At 67.4% G+C, this 815-nt stretch carries 1 protein-coding gene; it reads right to left on the bottom strand.

What is annotated here, in order from left to right:
• Positions 1-815: MFS transporter (locus MHZ91_RS28185; protein WP_239216590.1), on the bottom strand; the 815-nt coding region annotated here is incomplete at both ends.

The following is an 815-nucleotide window of genomic DNA, read 5'->3' as shown; positions in this document are numbered from 1 at the left end:
AAGCTGAACGCACCGGCCACCACGGGATGCGGGATCACCGCAAAGACCACCAGCGTGAGCGCCGTGCCCAGCGTACCCGCCATGACGCTGCGGTCAGGACCGAGCTTCTTGCGCAGCGGCGGCAGCACCATCGCGCCAATCACCGCACCCGCACCGACGCAGCCCAGGATGATCCCGTAGAGCATGGCGCCGCCATTGAGCACCTGGCGCACGATCACCGGCAGCAGGGCCCAGTAGGCGCTGGCAAACAGAAAGAACGCGACGGCACGGACCAGCGTGGATTTGAGCGGCTTGCTGTGCAGCGCAAAGCGCAGGCCGGCACGCATGGCATGAAACAGCTGCTCGCGGGGCAGACGCTTTTCGGCGGCAACCGGCGGCTTCCACCAGATCAGTGCGGCCACCACCACGATGAAGCTCAGCGCATTGACGAAGAACGGAATCGCCACGCCCAGGCTGGTGATCAGCACGCCGGCCAGCGCCGGGCCGATCGCACGGCTCACGTTGATACCCACGCTGTTGGTCGCGATGGCTTGCTGCAGCGAAGGACGCGGCACCAGGCTGGGGACGATGGCCTGCCAGGCCGGCGCCGACAATGCGGTGCCGATGCCCATCAGCAGCGTGAAGCCCAACAGCACCCACGGCGTGGTCAGCCCAAACCAGACCACCAGACCGAGCGCCAGGGCGATGAAGCCCATCGCGATCTGCACCATCAGCAACAGCTTGCGGCGGTCCATCGTGTCGGCCAGCGCGCCGGCCAGGAGCGACAGCAGGAAGACCGGCAGCGCGCCCGCCGTCTGCACCAGCGCCACGAACAT

Origin of the sequence: Achromobacter sp. ACRQX, assembly GCF_022346505.1 — a bacterium.
GTDB classification, from domain to species: Bacteria; Pseudomonadota; Gammaproteobacteria; order Burkholderiales; family Burkholderiaceae_B; genus Achromobacter; species Achromobacter animicus.
The sequence above is the reverse complement of the archived record's forward strand: the minus strand, read 5'-3'. Positions and strand labels throughout refer to the sequence as shown.